This window comes from Myroides albus (assembly GCF_024722315.1).
Classification (GTDB): domain Bacteria; phylum Bacteroidota; class Bacteroidia; order Flavobacteriales; family Flavobacteriaceae; genus Flavobacterium; species Flavobacterium album_A.
Genome location: NZ_CP102754.1, coordinates 1,364,495 through 1,386,106 on the forward strand (window position 1 = coordinate 1,364,495; position 21,612 = coordinate 1,386,106).

General features: G+C 34.7%; 22 protein-coding genes. All 22 read left to right on the forward strand.

Annotated features, from left to right (window positions below):
• Positions 1-94 precede the first annotated feature (94 nt).
• The 22 genes from NWE55_RS06380 (at position 95) to NWE55_RS06485 (ending at position 21,610) form a co-directional block, all read left to right on the forward strand.
• On the forward strand, positions 95-1,093 hold the full coding sequence (locus tag NWE55_RS06380) for a beta-ketoacyl-ACP synthase III (protein ID WP_155090771.1): 999 nt from the start codon (positions 95-97) through the stop codon (positions 1,091-1,093).
• A gap of 25 nt (positions 1,094-1,118) precedes the next feature.
• Positions 1,119-1,604: an acetyl-CoA carboxylase biotin carboxyl carrier protein gene (gene accB, locus NWE55_RS06385; RefSeq protein WP_155090770.1), complete on the forward strand. Its 486-nt coding sequence runs from the start codon at positions 1,119-1,121 to the stop codon at positions 1,602-1,604.
• Positions 1,605-1,680: 76 nt separating this feature from the next.
• Positions 1,681-3,033: an acetyl-CoA carboxylase biotin carboxylase subunit gene (accC, locus tag NWE55_RS06390; protein ID WP_155090769.1), complete on the forward strand. Its 1,353-nt coding sequence runs from the start codon at positions 1,681-1,683 to the stop codon at positions 3,031-3,033.
• Between the two features lie 235 nt (positions 3,034-3,268).
• Entirely contained in the window at positions 3,269-3,469 is a 201-nt protein-coding gene (locus NWE55_RS06395) for a cold-shock protein (protein ID WP_155090768.1), read from the forward strand.
• Positions 3,470-3,675: 206 nt separating this feature from the next.
• Positions 3,676-4,041 carry an NADH-quinone oxidoreductase subunit A gene (locus NWE55_RS06400; protein ID WP_155090767.1) on the forward strand — a complete coding sequence of 122 codons (366 nt, stop codon included), beginning with the start codon at positions 3,676-3,678 and terminating at the stop codon, positions 4,039-4,041.
• A 13-nt stretch (positions 4,042-4,054) separates the two neighbouring features.
• Positions 4,055-4,606, forward strand: coding sequence for an NADH-quinone oxidoreductase subunit B (locus NWE55_RS06405; protein WP_155090766.1), 552 nt, complete (start codon positions 4,055-4,057; stop codon positions 4,604-4,606).
• Position 4,607: 1 nt separating this feature from the next.
• Entirely contained in the window at positions 4,608-5,129 is a 522-nt protein-coding gene (locus tag NWE55_RS06410; protein ID WP_155090765.1) for an NADH-quinone oxidoreductase subunit C, read from the forward strand.
• Positions 5,130-5,151: 22 nt separating this feature from the next.
• Positions 5,152-6,387, forward strand: a complete 1,236-nt coding sequence (locus NWE55_RS06415; RefSeq protein ID WP_155090764.1) for an NADH-quinone oxidoreductase subunit D — start codon at positions 5,152-5,154, stop codon at positions 6,385-6,387.
• Between the two features lie 4 nt (positions 6,388-6,391).
• Positions 6,392-6,922, forward strand: coding sequence for an NADH-quinone oxidoreductase subunit NuoE family protein (locus NWE55_RS06420; protein ID WP_155090763.1), 531 nt, complete (start codon positions 6,392-6,394; stop codon positions 6,920-6,922).
• 4 nt (positions 6,923-6,926) lie between these two features.
• Positions 6,927-8,285 (forward strand): NADH-quinone oxidoreductase subunit NuoF, encoded by a 1,359-nt coding sequence (nuoF, locus tag NWE55_RS06425; RefSeq protein WP_155090762.1) that lies wholly within the window; start codon positions 6,927-6,929, stop codon positions 8,283-8,285.
• A 44-nt stretch (positions 8,286-8,329) separates the two neighbouring features.
• A complete protein-coding gene (locus NWE55_RS06430) occupies positions 8,330-9,355 on the forward strand; it encodes an NADH-quinone oxidoreductase subunit G (RefSeq protein ID WP_155090761.1) in 1,026 nt (341 codons plus the stop codon).
• 11 nt (positions 9,356-9,366) lie between these two features.
• Positions 9,367-10,398: an NADH-quinone oxidoreductase subunit NuoH gene (gene nuoH / locus NWE55_RS06435; RefSeq protein WP_155090760.1), complete on the forward strand. Its 1,032-nt coding sequence runs from the start codon at positions 9,367-9,369 to the stop codon at positions 10,396-10,398.
• 7 nt (positions 10,399-10,405) lie between these two features.
• Entirely contained in the window at positions 10,406-10,951 is a 546-nt protein-coding gene (locus tag NWE55_RS06440; protein WP_155090759.1) for a NuoI/complex I 23 kDa subunit family protein, read from the forward strand.
• 2 nt (positions 10,952-10,953) lie between these two features.
• Positions 10,954-11,469, forward strand: coding sequence for an NADH-quinone oxidoreductase subunit J family protein (locus tag NWE55_RS06445; protein ID WP_155090758.1), 516 nt, complete (start codon positions 10,954-10,956; stop codon positions 11,467-11,469).
• A 2-nt stretch (positions 11,470-11,471) separates the two neighbouring features.
• A complete protein-coding gene (nuoK, locus tag NWE55_RS06450; RefSeq protein ID WP_155090757.1) occupies positions 11,472-11,792 on the forward strand; it encodes an NADH-quinone oxidoreductase subunit NuoK in 321 nt (106 codons plus the stop codon).
• A gap of 6 nt (positions 11,793-11,798) precedes the next feature.
• A complete protein-coding gene (gene nuoL, locus NWE55_RS06455) occupies positions 11,799-13,685 on the forward strand; it encodes an NADH-quinone oxidoreductase subunit L (protein ID WP_155090756.1) in 1,887 nt (628 codons plus the stop codon).
• Between the two features lie 9 nt (positions 13,686-13,694).
• Positions 13,695-15,128: a complex I subunit 4 family protein gene (locus NWE55_RS06460; protein WP_155090755.1), complete on the forward strand. Its 1,434-nt coding sequence runs from the start codon at positions 13,695-13,697 to the stop codon at positions 15,126-15,128.
• 55 nt (positions 15,129-15,183) lie between these two features.
• Positions 15,184-16,563, forward strand: a complete 1,380-nt coding sequence (locus tag NWE55_RS06465) for an NADH-quinone oxidoreductase subunit N (protein WP_155090754.1) — start codon at positions 15,184-15,186, stop codon at positions 16,561-16,563.
• 516 nt (positions 16,564-17,079) lie between these two features.
• On the forward strand, positions 17,080-17,868 hold the full coding sequence (locus tag NWE55_RS06470) for a lipopolysaccharide kinase InaA family protein (protein WP_258204666.1): 789 nt from the start codon (positions 17,080-17,082) through the stop codon (positions 17,866-17,868).
• A 373-nt stretch (positions 17,869-18,241) separates the two neighbouring features.
• The gene (locus NWE55_RS06475; protein ID WP_155090752.1) at positions 18,242-19,198 is read left to right on the forward strand and encodes a carbohydrate kinase family protein; all 957 of its coding nucleotides are present in this window, start codon (positions 18,242-18,244) and stop codon (positions 19,196-19,198) included.
• A gap of 460 nt (positions 19,199-19,658) precedes the next feature.
• The gene (locus NWE55_RS06480; protein WP_155090751.1) at positions 19,659-21,047 is read left to right on the forward strand and encodes an anthranilate synthase component I family protein; all 1,389 of its coding nucleotides are present in this window, start codon (positions 19,659-19,661) and stop codon (positions 21,045-21,047) included.
• Between the two features lie 2 nt (positions 21,048-21,049).
• The gene (locus tag NWE55_RS06485) at positions 21,050-21,610 is read left to right on the forward strand and encodes an anthranilate synthase component II (protein WP_155090750.1); all 561 of its coding nucleotides are present in this window, start codon (positions 21,050-21,052) and stop codon (positions 21,608-21,610) included.
• Positions 21,611-21,612 lie beyond the last annotated feature (2 nt).

Consider the following 21,612-nt stretch of genomic DNA (forward strand, 5'->3'; position numbering starts at 1 on the left):
AATCACTTTATAGCTCCGAAAGAGCTTAGATTCGTTTTTTTTTTGTAATTTTCGCTTCTTTTTGGAATGTTTTTATAAAGTAAAGCAACACCATATGACAAAAATACACGCAGCCATTACTGCAGTTGGATGCTTCTTACCAGAAGATAAACTGACGAATGCAGATTTAGAAAAAATGGTTGACACTAACGATGAGTGGATAACTACACGAACAGGTATAAAAGAACGTAGAATTCTTAAGAAACCAGGAGAAGGTGCTTCTTATATGGCTATTAAAGCCGCTGAGAACCTAATGCAAAAAGCTAATCTAGATCCAAAAGATATTGATTTAGTCATTCTTGCATCTGCTACCCCTGATATGCCAGTAGCAACCACAGGAGTTTATGTAGCAACACAGATTGGAGCTACAAACGCCTTTGCATTTGATTTACAAGCCGCATGTTCAAGCTTCCTTTATGGAATGTCAGTAGCATCAGCTTACATAGAATCTGGTAGATACAAAAAAGTACTACTTATAGGATCAGATAAAATGTCATCTATCATTGACTATACTGATCGCGCTACATGTATCATCTTTGGAGATGCTGCAGGAGCTGTACTTTTTGAACCTAATACAGAAGGCTATGGATTCCAAGACGAATACTTAAGAAGTGATGGAATTGGAAGACAATATCTAAAAATTGACGCAGGAGGTTCTATCTTACCTGCAAGCGCTGAAACAGTTGCCAACAAACAACACTATGTGTTCCAAGATGGTAAATCTGTATTCAAATACGCTGTATCTAACATGGCTGACGTAAGTGAAAAAATCATGAAACGCAACAATCTTAGCCATGAAGACGTAACTTGGTTAGCAGCTCATCAAGCTAACAAACGCATCATTGACGCCACTGCGCACCGCATGGGCTTAGACGAGGCTAAAGTTCTTATGAACATCGAAAAATACGGAAATACAACATCTGCCACTTTACCGTTATTACTTTGCGACTACGAGGATAAACTAAAAAAAGGAGACAATATTATTTTTGCTACTTTTGGAGGTGGTTTCACTTGGGGTTCAATTTATCTAAAGTGGGCTTATACAAAACAATAAAAAACAACTAACCAATTCATTGGGTATGGACATTAAAGAAATTCAAAACTTAATTAAGTTCGTAGCAAAATCAGGTGCTACAGAAGTAAAATTAGAGATGGATGATTTTAAAATCACTATCAAAACGACTGAAACTGGAAACACTGAGACTACTTACATTCAACAAGTACCAGTTGCTTCATCTTTACAACAAACAGCTGTGCCTACGCAAGGAAACGCTCCTGTAGCTGCACCAGCAACAGAAGTAAAAGCTGCTGATGAAGATTCTAAATATATCACTATTAAATCTCCTATCATTGGTACATTTTATAGAAAACCTGCTCCAGACAAAGATCCTTTTGCTGAAGTTGGAAAAACTATTAAATCTGGTGATGTAGTATGTGTTATTGAAGCAATGAAATTATTCAATGAAATTGAATCTGAAATTTCTGGTAAAATTGTAAAAGTACTAGTAGACGACGCTTCTCCAGTAGAGTTTGATCAACCATTATTCTTAGTTGATCCATCTTAAGGAATTTTTATAAATACAATTTCTATTTCACTTTCAAGAAAAGTGAACAACAAAAGTAAAATTAAAATTTCAAGAGATGTTTAAAAAAATATTAATTGCAAACAGAGGTGAGATTGCTTTACGCGTTATTAGAACATGTAAAGAAATGGGGATTAAAACAGTAGCTGTTTATTCAACTGCTGATGCAGATAGCTTACACGTACGCTTTGCTGACGAAGCAGTATGTATAGGACCTGCACCAAGTAGCCAATCTTACTTAAAGATGTCTAACATTATTGCTGCTGCAGAAATCACAAATGCTGACGCTATCCACCCTGGATATGGTTTCTTATCTGAAAATGCTAAGTTCTCAAAAATTTGTCAAGAGCACGGTATCAAATTTATTGGTGCTTCTCCAGAACAAATCGAAAAAATGGGAGACAAAGCTACTGCTAAAGAAACAATGAAAAAAGCAGGAGTACCTACAGTACCAGGCTCTGAAGGATTACTTACTTCATTAGAGCATGCTAAAAAAACAGCTAAAGAAATTGGTTACCCAGTTATGATGAAAGCTACAGCAGGTGGTGGAGGTAAAGGAATGCGTGAACTTTTCAAAGAAGAAGATCTTGGAAAAGCTTGGGAGAGCGCAAGACAAGAAGCTGCTGCTGCATTTGGTAATGATGGAATGTACATGGAGAAATTAATTTTAGACCCACGTCACATCGAAATTCAAATTGTAGGAGATCAATACGGAAAAGCATGTCACTTATCTGAAAGAGATTGTTCTGTACAAAGACGTCACCAAAAATTAACTGAAGAAACACCTTCTCCATTCATGACTGATGAATTAAGAGAAAAAATGGGTGAAGCAGCAGTGCGAGCAGCTGAATATATTAAATATGAAGGTGCTGGTACAATCGAATTTTTAGTAGACAGAGACAGAAACTTCTACTTCATGGAAATGAATACTCGTATCCAGGTAGAACACCCTATCACTGAGCAAGTAATTGATTATGATTTAATCAGAGAGCAAATTTTAGTTGCAGCTGGTACACCTATCTCAGGTAAGAATTATACTCCAAAATTACACTCAATAGAATGTCGTATCAACGCTGAAGATCCATACAATGACTTCAGACCTTCTCCAGGTAGAATTACTACCTTACATGCTCCTGGTGGGCATGGAGTAAGACTTGATACTCACGTGTACTCTGGATATACAATTCCACCAAACTACGATTCAATGATAGCTAAGTTGATTACAACTGCTCAAACAAGAGAAGAAGCAATCAACAAAATGAAAAGAGCTTTAGATGAATTCGTAATTGAAGGAATCAAAACGACAATCCCATTCCACAGACAATTAATGGATGATCCAAATTATGTTGCAGGAAATTACACTACAGCATTTATGGACACATTCAAAATGAAACCTGTAGAAGAAGAATAATAAAAAGCAAGAGCGTATTTATATAAAATACGCTCTTTTTTTATCTGCCTACATTAATGATTTCGCACAGCAAATCACTTTATACCAAGCATTAAACACAAAAAACTACACTTAACACGGTATAGAATTAAGATTTCGAGTAAATAGCTATTTTTTTGTAAAAAAATAAAATATAAATCTGATAATCTTAAAACAAACCTTATATTTGGTTATTATTAATTTATATTATTTACAAATGCAAACGGGCGTAATTAAGTTCTTCAACGAAGAAAAAGGTTTTGGTTTCATCACTAACGACCAAACTAAACAAGACATTTTTGTTCACATCACAGGATTAACAAGCAAAAATATCGAACAAGGCAATAAGGTTTCTTACATTGAAGAAAAAGGAAAAAAAGGCCTTATCGCTACAGAAGTTACAATTATAGAAGGTTAAGAATCATTATATAATTAATCACTGTTACAGAAGCCATCTTAGTCTTAAGATGGCTTTTTATATACTTAAATATACTATTTTAAATTAATCTAAATACGTATTTCACCTTTCCTCTTAATTGAGCCAACACCAACAAACCCAAAGCTTTGTAAAACGCGACCGAGGCACTATATTTGTATATTGTATTAACATAAATACTATATTATATGCAAATAAGTCAACTCGATTTTATACCCGTATTGATGCAAATCGCTTTAGCAGCTGGGTTTGTATCCTTGACAATTTGGGTATCTGGAAAATTGGGACCTAAAAAACATTCAAAAATAAAAGACAGTAATTGGGAATGTGGTTTGGAGTCTTTAGGTAGTGCCCGAATTCCTTTTAATGTTAAATACTTCTTAGTTGCAATCCTTTTTGTTTTATTCGACGTTGAAGTAATCTTCTTATATCCATGGGCTATAAATTTCCAAGAATTAGGCTGGGACGGTTTAGCTAAAATGGGAATATTCTTATTTATTCTTTTAATCGGATTACTATACGAGTTCAAGAAAAAAGGACTAGAGTGGGACTAAAACTTCAAAAGAGATGAGTGAAAAAAATTACAATATGGTAGATGCCCCTGAGGGCTATGTGGGAGAAGGCTTTTTTGCAACAAAGCTTAGCTCAGTTGTTGGTTTAGCAAGAGCAAACTCAATGTGGCCACTTCCATTCGCAACATCTTGTTGTGGTATCGAATTTATGGCAACAATGGCAGCAACATACGATGTTGCTCGTTTTGGTTCTGAACGTATGAGTTTCTCTCCAAGACAGGCTGATATGCTAATGGTAATGGGAACCATTTCAAAGAAAATGGCACCTATTTTACGTCAAGTATACGAACAAATGGCTGAACCTAAATGGGTTATTGCTGTTGGAGCTTGTGCTTGTTCGGGTGGAATTTTTGACACATATTCAGTACTACAAGGAATCGATAAAGTAATCCCAGTAGATGTATACGTACCAGGATGTCCTCCAAGACCAGAACAAATATTAGACGGTGTACTTCGCTTACAAGAAATCATCAAATCTGAATCAGTAAATCGAAGAGGTACAAAAGAATACGACGACTTATTAAATTCATATAATATCAATAAATAAAATGGCACTAGATAATATCACAATTCAAAAAAAGTTACAAGCTACCTTTGGTGAAGCTGTAGTAGACTTTCACGAACAGCACGGTATGCTAGTGTTCGAAGTTTCACACGAAAAAGCACATGATATCATCCAATTCTTAAAAGAAGATGAAGAAATGGGCTTTAACTTTCTAACTGATGTTTGCGGAGTAAACTATGCAGAAGAAGTAGAGAGCAGACAATTAGCAGTTGTATATCATTTGCATAACTGGTTTGAAAATGTAAGAGTGCGTATCAAAACCTACCTAAGCATTAAAAACCCAGTTGTTGATACAGTTTCTGACTTGTACAAAAGTGCTAATTGGCAAGAAAGAGAAACGTATGATTTCTACGGAATTACTTTTAAAGGACATCCTCAATTAAAGCGTATTCTAAATGTAGATACAATGGAATCATTCCCATTGAGAAAAGAACATCCAATGGAAGATGCAGGTAGAACAGACAAAGATGACAGATTCTTTGGACGAACTGTTCATAATTGTTAATTAAACTGGTAAAGAAAGTATTATGTCAGACTTATTATTACCTCCTGAAGAGCGATATGCTAAACTTATAGAAGAAAAGTTTAAGCAAGATGGTACAGAATTACAAATATTAAACCTTGGTCCCACGCACCCAGCTACTCACGGTATTTTTCAAAACATTATCTTGTTAGATGGTGAGAAAGTGATAGATGGTGAAGGAACTATAGGTTATATACATAGAGCATTTGAGAAAATCGCTGAAAACAGACCTTTTTATCAAATCAATGTTTTAACAGATCGATTGAACTACTGTTCATCACCTATCAACAATACAGCTTGGTGGATGACTGTTGAGAAAGCATTGGGTATTGAAATTCCTAAACGCGTACAATACATGCGTGTTATCATAATGGAGTTAGCGCGTATAGCTGATCACATTATCTGTAGCTCAGTTATGGGTGTGGATACTGGTGCGTTAACAGGATTCCTTTATGTATTCCAATATAGAGAAAAAATATACGAAATATACGAAGAGATTTGCGGAGCGCGATTAACTACTAATATGGGTAGAATCGGAGGATTCGAGAGAGAATGGAGTCCTAAAGCTTGGCAATTAATCGAAGAGTTTCTTTCAGAATTCCCTGCAATATGGGCTGAATTTGAAAGTCTATTGACAAGAAATAGAATTTTCATGGACAGAACCATTGGTATTGGAGGTATTTCAGCAGAAGAAGCAATCAATTATGGTTTTACAGGACCTAACTTAAGAGCTGCTGGAGTAGATTATGATGTGCGTGTAGCAACACCTTACTGCTCATATGAAGATTTTGATTTTGAAATCCCAGTAGGAACAAGCGGTGACTGTTATGACCGTTTTTGTGTTAGAAATGCAGAAGTATGGGAAAGTTTAAAAATCATTAGACAAGCCATAGACAAACTACCTGAAGGGCCTTACCATGCAGATGTTCCTGACTACTATCTTCCTCCAAAAGAAGATGTGTATACAAACATGGAAGCACTAATCTATCACTTCAAAATAATTATGGGTGAAGTTCCTGTACCTGTTACAGAATTGTACCACCCAGTAGAAGCTGCCAATGGTGAATTAGGATTTTTCTTAATTACTGACGGAAGTAGAACGCCATATCGATTACATTTTAGAAGACCATGCTTTATCATCTATCAAGCTTATAATAGCATTGTAAAAGATGGTATGTTATCAGATGCAATCATCACTTTATCAAGTTTAAACATCATTGCAGGAGAATTAGACGCATAATACTATGGAAACTAAGAAATATAAACAAAATATAGATATCACTCCAGCTTTACAAGAGCGTATTAACGAACTTCTAAGCCACTACCCTGCTGATAAAAAGAAATCAGCATTACTACCAGTATTACATGAAGTACAAGATGCTCATGATAACTGGCTGAGTGCGGAACTAATGGATAAAGTTGCAGAGATATTGGAAATCACGCCTATTGAAGTTTACGAAGTTGTTACATTTTATACCATGTACAATCAAAAACCAATGGGAAAATACATGTTTGAGTTCTGTCTAACTTCATGTTGTGGAATTAGAGGAGCGGACGATATGATGGAATATGCCTGTGAAAAATTGGGCATACAACCAGGAGGAACAACAGAAGATGGCATGTTTTCGGTTGTTGGAGTACAATGCTTAGGTGCATGTGGTTACGCTCCAATGATGCAGTTAGGAGATTTCTACAAAGAACACTTAACAAAAGAAAAAATCGATCAAATCATTGACGATTGTAAATCAGGAAAAGTAATTCTTCACGACAAATAGTAATATGGCAACAAAAATATTATTAGACAAAATAGATATCCCTGGAATCAAATCATATGAGGTATATCGCCAAAACGGAGGGTATGCATCAGTTGAGAAAGCATTAAAAACAATGACTCCAGATGATGTAACTGAGCAAGTTAAAGCTTCTGGATTAAGAGGTCGTGGAGGTGCGGGATTCCCTGTTGGATTAAAATGGAGTTTCATCGATAAAAAGTCAGGTAAACCAAGACACCTTGTATGTAATGCGGATGAGTCTGAACCAGGTACATTCAAAGATAGATATTTGATGGAACACATCCCTCACTTATTAATTGAAGGGATGATTACGGCGAGTTATGCTTTAGGGGCTAACTTATCTTACATCTATATCCGCGGTGAGTATATGTGGGTTTTCAAGACACTGGAAAGAGCAATTAAAGAAGCATATGCAGCTGGTTGGTTAGGTAAGAACATCTTAGGTTCTGGCTTTGATTTAGACTTACACGTACACTGTGGTGCAGGAGCATATATCTGTGGTGAGGAAACGGCTTTAATTGAATCACTAGAAGGAAAAAGAGGTAATCCTCGTATCAAACCTCCTTTCCCAGCAGTTAGTGGACTATGGGGAAACCCTACAGTAGTTAATAACGTTGAATCAATTTCTAACGTTCCTTGGATTGTAATGAATTCAGGTGAAGACTATTCAAAATTAGGATTAGGTCGTTCTGCGGGAACGAAGTTAATATCAGCTTCGGGTCATATCAGAAAACCAGGAGTATATGAGATCGAAATGGGTATCACAGTCGATGAATTTATCAATTCGGATGAGTACTGTGGAGGTATGATGGATGATCGTCCGTTAAAAGCCTTAGTACCTGGAGGATCTTCGGTGCCAATCTTACCGGCACATTTAATCTATAAAACAGCTAATGGTGAAGATCGTTTAATGACGTACGAATCTCTATCAGATGGTGGTTTTGAGACAGGATCTATGCTTGGATCAGGTGGGTTCATCGTGTATAATGATACAGCTTGTATCGTTAGAAATACTTGGAACTTTGCGAGATTTTATGCTCACGAAAGTTGTGGCCAATGTTCACCTTGTAGAGAGGGAACTGGATGGTTAGAAAAAGTGTTATACCGCATTGAAACTGGACAAGGTACAATGGACGATATCGACTTATTATGGAACATACAAAGTAATATCGAAGGTAATACCATCTGTCCATTAGGTGACGCAGCTGCATGGCCAGTAGCAGCAGCTCTAAGACATTTTAGAGAAGAATTCGAATATCACGTTTTATATCCAGAAAAGGTTAAAGACAGAAATCACTTTGTAAAAGAACCTTTTGAAAATGTAAAACACTTGATTAATAAATAATATATACTAAACAAGTTATTGTTTAGTCAAAACAAGCACAGTTTATGAAAGTTACTATAGACGGACATGAAATAGAAGTAGAACCAGGAACAACCATTCTACAAGCAGCAAGAATGATTGGTGGAGAATCAGTGCCACCAGCAATGTGCTATTATTCAAAACTAGAAGGAACAGGTGGAAAATGTCGCGCTTGTCTAGTTGAAGTTTCAAAAGGTAGCGAAGCTGACCCACGTCCAATGCCTAAGTTAATGGCTTCTTGTAAAACAGGAGTTATGGATGGTATGGAAGTTAAGAGTATATCTTCACCTCGTGTTTTAGAAGCTCGTAAATCAGTAACTGAGTTTTTATTAATCAACCACCCACTTGATTGCCCAATTTGTGATCAAGCAGGTGAATGTGATTTACAAAACTTAGCATTCCAACACGGAAAATCTCAAAAGCGTTATAAAGAGGAAAAGAGAACATTTGAACCAGAAGATATTGGACCCAATATTCAATTACACATGAACCGTTGTATCTTGTGTTACCGCTGCGTAAAAACGGCGGAACAACTAACAGATAAACGCGTACACGGTGTGTGTGGTAGAGGTGAACACGCTCAAATCTCTACTTATATATCAGCAGCGATAGACAATGAGTTTTCTGGAAATATGATTGATGTGTGTCCAGTAGGGGCATTAACAGATAAAACTTTCCGTTTCAAATCTCGTGTATGGTTTAACAAACCGTACAATGCTCATAGAAATTGTCCAACTTGCTCTGGTAAAGTAACTTTGTGGATGTTTGGAGAAGAAATACAAAGGGTAACAGCGCGTAAAGATGAATTTCATGAAGTAGAAGAATTTATCTGTAATGACTGTCGTTTTGATCATAAAGATCCTAAAGACTGGGTTATTGAAGGTCCTCGAAAATTTGAAAAATTCTCAGTTATCAACCAAAATAACTACACGAAAAAACTTGATAAAGTTGTATTGAATACTGAAGAGCATATCTTAGCTGGTCGTGAACAAGACCGCAAAAAGATAAGCATGAAAGATATCCCTTACACAGAACATGAATCTAAAGAATAAAGCAGCTTAGAATGGATAAAACTATTATTATAGACAAAGCGGTTATTATAATTGTTGTATTTGCTGTAACAATGCTAATGGCCATGTATGCAACACTTGCAGAACGAAAGATTGCAGCTTGGATACAAGACCGATTAGGTCCAAACCGCGCCGGAAAAGGAGGTATATTACAACCTCTTGCAGACGGTTTAAAATTATTCGCTAAAGAAGAATACGAACCGAATACACCAAACAAGTTCTTATTCAAATTTGGACCATTCTTAGCAATGACCCTTGCACTAATGACAAGTGCTGTTATTCCATGGGGGGATAAGTTTCACCTTTTTGGACGTGATATTATCTTACAGGCAGCAGACTTGAATGTAGGTGTTTTATATATCTTAGCTGTACTATCAGTGGGAGTATATGGAATAATGATTGGAGCTTGGGCATCTAATAATAAATACTCATTGATGAGTGGTATTCGTGCCGCTTCACAAATGATATCATACGAAATCGCAATGGGGTTGTCATTGATTGCGCTGTTGCTAATGACACAGACTCTAAGTATGAGAGAGATTGCGCTACAACAAAGCGGAATGAATTGGAATGTGTTTTATCAACCAATTGGATTTTTAATCTTTCTTATCTGTTCTTTTGCAGAAACCAATAGAGCACCATTTGACTTAGCAGAATGTGAGCAAGAATTAATAGGTGGTTTTCACACTGAGTACTCATCGATGAAAATGGGGTTCTACCTCTTTGCTGAATACGCAAACTTATTCATTTCTTCTACAATAATCGCTGTACTGTTCTTTGGAGCATATAATTACCCAGGAATGTCGTGGGTTGTAGAAAACTGGGGAGTTAACATTGGTAACGTCATCGGTATCTTTGCCTTATTCGTTAAGATCTGTTTCTTTATCTTTGTTTATATGTGGGTGCGTTGGACATTGCCGCGTTTCCGTTATGACCAATTAATGAATTTAGGATGGAAAACGTTAATTCCGTTAGCCCTTTTAAATTTAGTTGTTACTGCTATTGTAATTTTACTTATAAAATAATTTAAACATGTCATCAAATACTTATTCATTATCAGGAAGAAAAAAGACAGTTTCAGATAAGAAACTGACTTGGACAGAGCGAATCTACTTAGTAGCTATCTTCAAGGGTATGATGGTTACCTTGAAACACATGTTTAAGAAGAAGGTAACGATTGCATATCCAGAACAAACACGCCCTTTTAGTCCTGTTTATCGTGGACGTCATATGTTGATGAGAGACGATGAAGGAAGAGAGCGTTGTACAGCTTGTGGTCTTTGTGCTTTATCATGTCCAGCAGAAGCTATCACAATGAAAGCTGCTGAACGTAAAGCAGATGAAAAACACTTGTATAGAGAAGAAAAATATGCTGAAATATATGAGATTAACATGCTTAGATGTATCTTTTGTGGTCTATGTGAAGAAGCTTGTCCAAAACAGGCAATCTACTTAACCACATCAAAACAGATAGCTAAAGCTGATGTTACTCGTGAAAACTTCATATTTGGAAAAGATAAATTAGTGATGCCTTTAGAGATGGCAATACACAATACTAAACAACAGAATCAAGCTTAATCATGATAGAAATTTTATTTTACATACTTTCGACAATTACACTCGGAAGTGCAGCTCTAACAGTACTGAGCAAAAACCCTATCCATAGTGCATTATGGTTGGTTGTAAGTTTCTTCTCTTTAGCAGGACACTACATCTTATTAAACTCTCAGTTTTTAGGTATGGTTCACATCATGGTTTACTCTGGTGCCATCATGATATTAATGTTATTTACGATTATGTTGATGAACCTTAATATCAGCCATGAGGTATCAAAACCATTCATCACTAAGCTTGTTGCGACTGTAGCTTTTTGCTTAATAGGAATTTTAATGCTGTCTATCGTAATGCGTGGTGCACAAACCTACGATTTACAATATGCTACTTCAGGTCAAGATTTTCAATCAGCACATGTATTGGGTAAAATATTACTAAACGAATACGTAATGCCTTTCGAAATGGTAGCAGTTTTATTACTATTGGCAATGATTGGAGCTGTACTAATTTCTAAAAAAGATAAAACCGAAAAAGGAGCATAATTATGGAAAATGTAATTGAAATCATCGGTATTGACAAATACATATACTTATCGATCATCTTATTTTGTATCGGGGTATTTGGTATACTTTATAGACGTAACGCAATTGTCATGTTCATGTGTATCGAGATTATGTTGAACTCAGCTAATATGTTGTTAGTTGCCTTTTCAACGTTTCACCAAGATGCTGAAGGACAAGTTTTCGTATTCTTTACCATGGCTGTAGCCGCTGCAGAGGTAGCAGTAGGATTAGCTATTTTGGTAACTATATATCGAAACATTGGATCAATTGATATAGATAAATTAAAAAACTTAAAAGGGTAATTCCGCATGGATACAAACGTAATTTTACTTTTATTATTAGTCCCGCTTTTAGGGTCTTTAGTTAATATTTTCTTCGGAAAAAAATTAGGTAATGGTTCTGGAATTATTGCAACTTTAGCAGTTTTAATTTCATTTATCGTTACAGTAGTAGCCTTTGTACAAGTAAATGGTACAAAGACTCCTATTCAAGGAAATCTATTTGAATGGATAGCTGTTGAAAAGTTCTCTATTTCATTTGGATTCCTATTAGATCAACTTTCACTTCTATGGCTATTGTTTGTCACGGGTATTGGTACTTTAATTCACCTATACTCAACAAGCTATATGAAAGGAGATGAGAATTATGGTAAATACTTTGGTTACTTAAACCTATTTATCTTTTTCATGATCATTTTAGTAGCAGGAAGCAACTTATTAATCACTTTTATTGGATGGGAAGGTGTAGGACTGTGTTCATATCTACTTATTGGATTTTGGCATAAAAACCAAGATTATAATGATGCAGCCAAAAAAGCTTTCATTATGAACCGTATTGGTGATTTAGGTTTCTTGATTGGAGTATTTATTTTAGCATTCTTATTCCATTCATTAGATTATATGACTATCAAAACTGCATTAATGTCAGGGACTAACCACCAAATCAACACTTGGATTGGTTGTGCTGCTTTGGCAATCTTTATAGGTGCAATTGGTAAAAGTGCTCAAATACCACTGTATACATGGTTACCTGATGCAATGGCAGGACCGACACCTGTTTCAGCACTTATCCACGCAGCTACAATGGTAACTGCAGGTATCTTCTTAATCACGAGATTAAATTTTGTATTTGATTTAGCTCCATTAGTACAAGATACAATAGCGATAGTTGGGGCATTTACAGCCTTATTCGCTGCATCAATTGGATTAGTACAAAATGACATCAAGAAGGTCTTAGCCTACTCTACGGTATCTCAACTTGGATTAATGTTTATGGCTATAGGATTTGGTGCTTATGAAGTTGCTGTATTCCATGTAATTACGCATGCATTCTTTAAAGCATGTTTATTCTTAGGTTCTGGTTCAGTTATCCACGCTATGGGAGGAGAACAAGATATGAGACGCATGGGAGGACTTGACAAATACATGAAGGTAACATATATCACGTTTTTAATAGCAACTGCAGCAATATCAGGATTTCCATTCCTTTCAGGATTCTTTTCAAAAGATGAAATATTAATGGTTGCATTTGAGCATAATAAAGCCCTATATATCATAGGCTCTATTGCTTCGATTATGACTGCTTTCTATATGTTTAGACTTGTATTCTTAACTTTCAAAAAAGGCTTTAGAGGAACACAAGAGCAGAAAAATCACTTGCATGAAAGTCCAATCTCAATGACTTTACCGCTAATTGTTTTAGCTGTGTTATCCATTTTTGGAGGATTGATCAGTTGGCCAGGTAGTAGTTGGTTGAATCAATATTTACAGCCCGTAATTGTGAAGAGTGCTGCAAACCACCCACATGCCTTAGGATTTGAAGCGTATATGTTGATGGGAGTAGCGACAGTTGGATTCCTTATCGGATTAATTTGGGCATTTAGAAAATACATCCAAAAAGCACAAGTACCACAAGAGGATGATAAAATCACTGGATTCCATAAAGTATTGTACAACAAATACTATATCGATGAAATCTATGATAAATTATTTGTGAAACCAATCTACATCATTGCTACTTTCTTTAGAGATGTTGTCGAAGTAGCCTTGTCAGGTGCTGTATTTGGACTTGGAAAAATTGCAGATGAATTATCGTTACAAGGTAAAAAAGCACAGAATGGAAACATTGGTCTGTACTTATTTGCATTTGTATTCGGAATCTGTTTATTGTTATACTATTTATTCATTGCAAGATAATTAAGAGAGATGAACGTAACTATACTATTATTAACGTTATTAGTTGGTGCAATAGCTACCTATATTTCAGGTAAAAAACCAGCAGCCAAAGTAGCTCTATTATTTGGATTAGTTGCTTTTGTAGAAACTATTGTTTTAATCTGCCAACATAACGCGGGAACAGATGCTGGATATATGACGCAATGGATAAGTAATCCAAATATTCATATAGCTCTAAAAGCTGACGGTTTAGCATTAGCACTTACTCTGTTAACAACAGCGCTAACACCAATTATTATATTTTCATCTTTCGGTGATCATATTGAAAAATCAAACATATTCTACAGCTTAGTGATGTTTATGTCATTTGCTATGACTGGTACATTCTTAGCTGCTGATGGTTTATTATATTATGTATTTTGGGAATTATCGCTATTGCCAATCTATTTCATAGCCTTATTATGGGGTAATGATACTTTTGAAGTAAGAAAAAAGGCAATCTTAAAATTCTTTATTTATACGTTTGCTGGATCCCTATTTATGTTAGTAGGTTTCATTTACTTATACAGTAAAACAGGAAGCTTTTTATTACAAGATTTATATAATGCAAGATTAACAGGTACAGAACAATATTGGGTGTTTCTTGCCTTCTTCTTAGCTTATGCAATTAAGATACCTGTATTCCCATTCCATACTTGGCAAGCAAGTACTTATGAAAAAGCACCAACAGTAGGAACAATGCTTTTGGCAGGGATCATGCTAAAAATGGGGTTATATTCCGTAATTCGTTGGCAAATTCCAATTACGCCAATCGCTGCTAAAGAAGTAATGCCAACTATTTTAGTTCTATCAATTATTGGTGTAGTATATGGCTCTATAGTGGCATTAAAACAAGCTAATATCAAGCGATTCTTTGCTTACTCGTCTTTAGCTCACGTAGGATTAATAGCTGCAGGTGCATACACGCTAACATTAGATGGTATGAAAGGAGCAGTATTACAGATGATCGCTCACGGATTTGTAATTGTAGGATTATTCTTCGTAGGAGAGATAATCTACAGAAGATATCAAACGAGAATGATTGGAGAAATGGGAGGTATACGTCAACAAGCTCCTAAATTTGCTTCTATCTTTATGATTTTAATGTTTGCTTCTATTGGTTTACCTGGAACATTCAGTTTTATAGGGGAATTCAATATACTATATGGTCTATCACAAATTAATTTATGGTATGCTGTAATAGGTGGTACAACATTGATATTCGGTGCATTTTACATGCTTAGAATGTTCCAGAAAGCAATGTTAGGAGAGACAAATGCTAAACCTTTTGCTGATCTTAATACAAAAGAAAGCATAATTTTAGGTGTCTTGGCAATTGTCATCATATTCTTAGGTATCTATCCTAAACCATTGGCGGATTTAATCACACCTTCATTGGTAGAAATCGTTTCGTACATTAAGTAATAAAATATAGGTAGTGCTTCTTTTGAGGTACTATCATAATTCCAAATTATCACAAATGAACACATTAATAGCAATTGGAGTATTAGCAGTTTTAGTACTTATAGCAGAGATTATCAATCTGCGTAAGCTTGTTATCCCTATGACTATAATAGGATTAGTGGGTATATTAGGTTACACAGTTTGTAATATTGACGTAGAGGTTTCATATTATAACAATATGTTTATTACTAAGAAATTCTCAAACGCTTTTAGCTCTTTATTTATCGCATTAACAATTTTCTTAGTAGCGTTAAGTAAAGATTTTTATCAAAAAGAATTTTCTAAGATTTCAGACTATATTTCACTAAAACTATTTCTTCTTATGGGAGCCATCTGTATGGTGAGTTTTGGAAATATGGCCATGTTCTTTTTAGGACTTGAAATCTTATCGATTACACTTTATATACTTTGTGGTTCAGATCGAGCAAATATCAAAAGTAATGAAGCAGCAATGAAATATTTCTTGTTAGGTTCATTTGCTTCAGGAATTGTTTTGTTTGGGATAGCATTAGTATATGGTGCTACTGCGTCTTTCGACATTTCAGAAATCATTACTATTACATCACAGGGAACTCTACCTATATGGTACTCGTTAGGTGTAGTAATGATCATCATAGGGATGTTATTCAAAATAGCAGCTGTACCTTTCCACTTCTGGGCACCAGATGTGTATCAAGGAGCACCAACTTTGACAACAGCTATGATGAGTACTTTAGTAAAAGTAACTGCTGTTGCAACTTTGTTCAAACTTAGTTTCCATCTGTTAAGACAAATGCCTGAAGGCTATATAACAGCGATTGTCGTAATTGCAATTCTTACAATGACTGTAGGAAATATTATGGCGCTACGCCAAGAAAACATGAAGCGATTACTTGCTTACTCTGGTATATCACACGCTGGTTTCATGATGATGGCTTTAACTGCATTAAATACCTCAGCAGCTAACCTATTCTATTACGCGACAGCTTATGCTATTGCAGGTATTGCAGCATTTACTGTATTGATGGCAGTAACTAAAGGAAAAGAAAACCAATTAATTCAAAGCTTCAGTGGATTAGGTAAACGCAATCCATTAATGGCTATAGTTTTATCTATTGCTTTATTATCAATGGGTGGGATTCCAATCTTTGCAGGTTTCTTTGGTAAATTCTTTCTATTCTCTGAAGCTATATCTAAAGGTTTCATCACATTAGTTATATTCGGTGTTATTAACTCTTTTATAAGTATCTATTACTACCTAAAAGTAATTATAGTTATGTTTACTAATAACGATGAAACAGCAGAAGAAACAGCACTAAGCATACCTCTATCTTATAAAATAGTAGGTGTACTGGCTGTAGCAATTAATATCATAATAGGACTATGTCCTTCAATTTTGTTAAATATCTTTCAATAGATAGTCATTAACAAGTTATAAACCGCATTAAAGAGGGTATCTGTTTGGGCAGACACCCTCTTTTTTTACATATTATTAACATTTAAATTCAATCCAATTCCAACGCAAACAAACTTGTAAAAGTGATCGAAAAGCAGTTTCCAACCCAACAAATCTTGACATAATTATAAATAAATTAATACAATTCCCTCCTTTTTCTAATTATAAATTCGCAAAATTAAGTTTAATTGAAATCTTCAAGAAACTACAAAATTACATTAACCACAAATACTCATAAAACTAAATAACTTAATATTAGTTAAATAGCAGAAATAAAAGTAAAAACAACTCAACAAACAAATTTAAACAACCCCTAATCTTATAAATTAAAGATAAAACAACAAACTCAGAATATAATTAATCAAACATTCAAACAAACACAAACCATTGATAACAAACAACATAAGGAAAACCATATTAAAATAGAGTTTCTCAAAATCTATTTAACTTTACTCTACAATTGTAACTACTTTTACTATGAAACATTTAAGAGTAAGTGCGATAATACATCCCCAATATCAAAATCTAAAAGAAGAAATAACAAAAATTATCAACGCCTATGACGAAATAAATACATACATCTATAATGGATCAAGAAATTCCATCAAACTTGCGACACTCTCGAACGGACAAAAAATAGCAATCAAATCATTTAAAATCCCAAACATAATCAATAGATATGTTTATAAACTCATACGAAAACCAAAAGGTTTAAGGTCTTATGAACACTCTGAAAGATTAAATGAATTGGGAATAAATAGCCCTCAAGCAATTGCCTATTTTGAATACACTACAAATCTAACTTTGAGAAACTCTTTTTATGTATCAGAATACGTTGATGCAGAATTAACGTATAGAGATTTGTTACTGCAGTCAGAAAATCCCAATAGAGAAAAAATCCTAAAAGAATTTATAGACTTTACGTACCAACTTCATGAAAAAAAAGTGAAATTCCTTGACCACTCACCTGGTAACACGTTAATCAAGCAAAATGAAGACGGTACTTTTAGCTTCTACTTAGTAGACGTAAATAGGATGAAGTTCAATAAAGAAATGAACTTTACTAAGCGCATGAAAAACCTATCTCATTTGACGACCAATATTGATGATATAGAAAAAATGGCTTCTCACTATGCCCATTTAATTGGAAAAAACTCCTTTGATGTATTTCTTCGCCTATGGTTAGAAACCATAAAATTTCAATTTAGATTTTACAAAAAGAAAGACTTGAAAAACAAGATCAAGAAAATGTATTATCACGAATAAAAAAACAGGCTGTTCACGTAAAACTTGAACAGCCTTCTTTATATAATATGCTCACTTGAGAACTCAAACTATGTCAACCTTATAAAATTCCACTATCACAAGGTATATAGATGACAGATTACTATAATAGTTTAATCGGGAATCTATGCACTTTTATCAATCTTTTTACCCTCCATTTCTCAAAAACATTCCTTTCTATAATGGTAACACAACTACACTCCTAACTAAGAGCTTTACAAGAAGCTAAGATATTGACAGTAAGAAATCAACAATAATAAGAGTTAAAATAATTACTTAGAATTAAAGTTTCCATATTATAGAAATAGCGCCAAAGTCGTATATTAGACCTTATAAAATAAAAATAATCAATACTATGATCCAAAAGAATTCCTCTCCTATTGCAGTAAGTTTCGGTGAAGTCTTATGGGATATATTTCCCACATACAAAAGAATTGGAGGAGCTCCTTTAAATGTGGTATATCACTTAAGAAAATTTGGTATAGAAACCCATATTATAACTAAAATCGGCGATGATGATTTAGGTAACAAAATATTAAAACACATACAGGATAACCAAATTTCCTCTGACAATGTTCAACGAGATTCAACGTATAGAACAGGAACAGTCTTTGCTACTTTTGATGATCACAATGAGGCTAACTACGACTTTTTAGAAAATAGTGCTTGGGACTATATTGATTTAGAAGAAAAAACAATCAACCTTGTTAAGCGTTCAGATGTATTCATCTTTGGGTCTATAGCAAGTAGATCAGCTAAAAGTCGAAACACACTGACTCAATTAATAGAGGTTGCGAACTACAAAGTTTTTGATATCAACCTAAGACCTCCCCATTATGACTTGAAATTTGTAATGGAAATGATGAAAAAAGCCAACCTCATCAAGATGAATAATGCGGAGTTGGAAATTATCCTAAACGAGCTAGATAAAACATTCACGACAGAAGAAGAAAGCATCACTTTTATCCACGAATATTTTAAATGTGAAGAAATTATTATTTCTAAAGGTGCCAAAGGTGGAATTTACAGCGATACAAAATCACTTTATAGATTTCCAGCAATTGAAATAGTCATCCGCGACACCGTAGGCAGTGGAGATGCATTCTTAGCAGGATTATTAGCAGAGAAATTAAAATCAAATACCCCTATTACGTTTTTAAAGAAAGGGGCAACATTAGGTGCATTCATAACCTCTCACACTGGAGCATGCCCAGAATATGAAATAGATGACTTCACTACATTCTATGATGAAAATATCTATTTAGATGAAGAAATAAAAGTTTCTCCACTAAAAGAAGAAGACCCTTCCTAATAATTTTTTATAAAAAAGGGTACAGTATATTATTTTTTTAATACATTAGCATACACATTCAATAAAAATGAACATGAAATTATTTAATACAAATTGGTGGTGGCAAATGAAATCCGATAATGGGTTCAGTTGGTTATACCTTGTATTAAAGTAATTATCTTATACTAAAAATAATATTACATTAATATATAGCCTACTGGTAACCCCAGTAGGCTTTTTTTATTTAACACCCTTTCAACAAAAAACAGAAGAACAAATACTTATTAAACTTAAGAATCATGATTCATTTATTTATCAATACAAACTGGTGGTGGTTAACTAATTCCAAAGTGGGATTCGGTTGGCTATATAGTACAGTGTAGAAAGGTAAATAAAGACAAATAAAAAACTTACACTATTAGAAAAGGCCTACTGGGAATCCAGTAGGCCTTTTTTGTTTAATTCACAATAACTGCAACAGATGAAACTTACAATTAACTATCAAAAACTTATTGGTGATACTTATACACCAGTTGAACTTTATCTTAAACTAAGAGATAAATACCCTCACAGTTTTCTACTGGAAAGCTCTGATTACAGCTCAAATGAGAATAGTTTTTCCTACATAGGTTTAGCTCCTATTGCTTCATACATAGCTGATGAAGATAAAACAAGTATAACTTATATTGACGGAAGTACAAGATCATTCAACACGAGAGAAAGTGAAGTAACTACCGAACTGAATCACTTCAGACAAAGTATTGAAATAACTAATAAAGCTAAAGTCGAATTTCTAAACACAGGACTGTTTGGTTATACGTCTTATGATAGCATTCCCTTGTTTGAGTCCATTTCATTCAAACCAACAGTCAAAAACACACCGTTAATTCAATATCATTTCTTTAAGTATGTCCTTGTTTTTAATCACTACAATACAGAACTGTACTTGGTAGAACACCTCAGCGAAGGTGAATCGTCACAACTGTCCAACCTATTTGAACTAATCAATGGACAGAAGCCGACTTCGTTTCCATTCTCTGCAACCCAAACAGAATCAACAACGAACACAGAGGAAGAATTTTTAGAATTAATTGAAAAAGGAAAACAACACTGTTTCAGAGGAGATGTATTTCAATTAGTACTTTCTCGTCAGTTTAAACAGAAATTCAGTGGAGATGAATTCAATGTGTATCGCGCATTGAGATCCATAAATCCATCTCCTTACCTATTCTACTTTGACTATGGTAATTTCAAAATATTTGGTTCATCTCCAGAGGCACAATTGGTTATACGAAACAACAAAGCTTACATACACCCTATAGCAGGCACCTTTAAGCGAACTGGAGATTTAGCAAAAGACCAAGAATTAGCAAAAGCACTATCCCTTGATCCAAAAGAAAATGCTGAACACATCATGCTTGTAGATTTAGCCAGAAATGACCTGAGCAAACACAGTCAAAAAGTAAATATTGAAAAATTAAAACACGTAGAATACTATTCCCACGTAATACATTTAGTTTCAAAGGTCAGTGGTGAACTACAGTCCGATTTTAATCCTATAGAAATATTCAAAGACACATTCCCTGCTGGTACTCTGTCTGGAGCTCCTAAATATAAAGCGATGGAACTCATAGATCAATATGAAAACACCAACAGAGGACTGTATGGAGGAGCTGTTGGAGTAATTAAACTAAATGGAGAGATGAATCAAGCTATCTACATTCGATCCATTCTCAGTCAAGACAATGAATTACAATTTCAAGCGGGATGTGGCATAGTAACAAAGTCAAATACACAATCCGAATTAGAAGAAATAAACAACAAACTTAGAGCAATACGAACCGCTATTATAAAAGCACAAGAACTATAATCATGAAAATACTTGTAATAGATAATTATGACTCCTTCGTCTACAACCTAATCTACTTAATCAAAGAATTTGGCGAACACCAAATAGACATCAAGCGAAACGACGAATTAGATATAAGTGCAATCCAACAATATGACAAAATACTGCTTTCACCTGGACCAGGTATCCCTGAAGAAGCAGGTCAACTCATGGAGGTAATAACTAAATATGCACACACAAAAGATATATTGGGAATATGTCTCGGCCACCAAGCTTTAGGACAATACTTTGGTATGCAACTAACACAACTACCTACACCACTGCATGGAATCTCCAGTACGATCAATATTGTAGCAGAGGACAAACTATTTGACGGACTAACCAATGCGTTTCCTATTGCACATTATCATTCGTGGGTTGTAGATACTCCGACAGAAGATATAGAAGTATTAGCCTACGATGGCCAAGGAAACATCACAGCATTTAGACATAGAGATTATCCCATCAGAGGATTGCAATTTCACCCAGAATCAATACTGACTATAACAGGAAAGCAAATTATAAACAACTGGTTAAAAAAATAAAA